Source organism: Streptomyces sp. WMMB 322, from assembly GCF_900090145.1.
In the GTDB taxonomy this organism is placed as follows: Bacteria; Actinomycetota; Actinomycetes; order Streptomycetales; family Streptomycetaceae; genus Streptomyces.
Genome location: NZ_FMHI01000021.1, coordinates 1 through 687 on the forward strand (window position 1 = coordinate 1; position 687 = coordinate 687).

1 protein-coding gene is annotated in these 687 nt (G+C 68.0%); it reads right to left on the bottom strand.

Annotated features, from left to right (window positions below; genetic code table 11):
• Window positions 1–660 (bottom strand): Ig-like domain-containing protein (locus H180DRAFT_RS28780; RefSeq protein WP_175437827.1); only part of this gene is annotated, 660 nt, incomplete at its 3' end.
• Window positions 661–687 lie beyond the last annotated feature (27 nt).

The following is a 687-nucleotide window of genomic DNA, read 5'->3' on the forward strand; positions in this document are numbered from 1 at the left end:
TGTCGAAGCCGCCCCGGACACCAGCGGCACCGGACCGGACAGGTTCCCGTCGCCGAAGTCGAACACCACCGACCCCGTCGGCGTACCCCCACCCGGAGACACCGCCGAGACCGTCGCAGTGAACGTCACCGACTCACCCACCACCGACGGATCCGGCGCACCCACCACCGCCGTCGACGTCCCAGCAGCATTCACCACATGCGAATCCACGCCCGACGAACCCGAGAAGTTGGCACTGCCGCCATACGTCGCCGTCACCGTGAACGGCGAACCACCAACCGTGGCGTACGCATGTGAAATGGTGGCGACGCCACCGGACAACGGCACCGGCGCCGAGACGTTGCCGTCACCGAAGTCGAAGACCACCGACCCCATCGGCGTACCCGAACCCGGAGACACCGCCGAGACCGTCGCAGTGAACGTCACCGACTCACCCACCACCGACGGATCCGGCGCACCCGCCACCGCCGTCGACGTCCCAGCAGCATTCACCCCGTGCGTGTCGGCTCCAACCGATGCGCTGAAGTTGGCACTGCCGCCATACGTCGCCGTCACCGTGAACGGAGAACCCGACGTCGTCGCATAGGCATGCGTCGTCGAAGCCACGCCGGACACCAGCGGCACCGGACCGGACAGGTTCCCGTCGCCGAAGTCGAACACCACCGACCCCGTCGGCGTACCCGAACC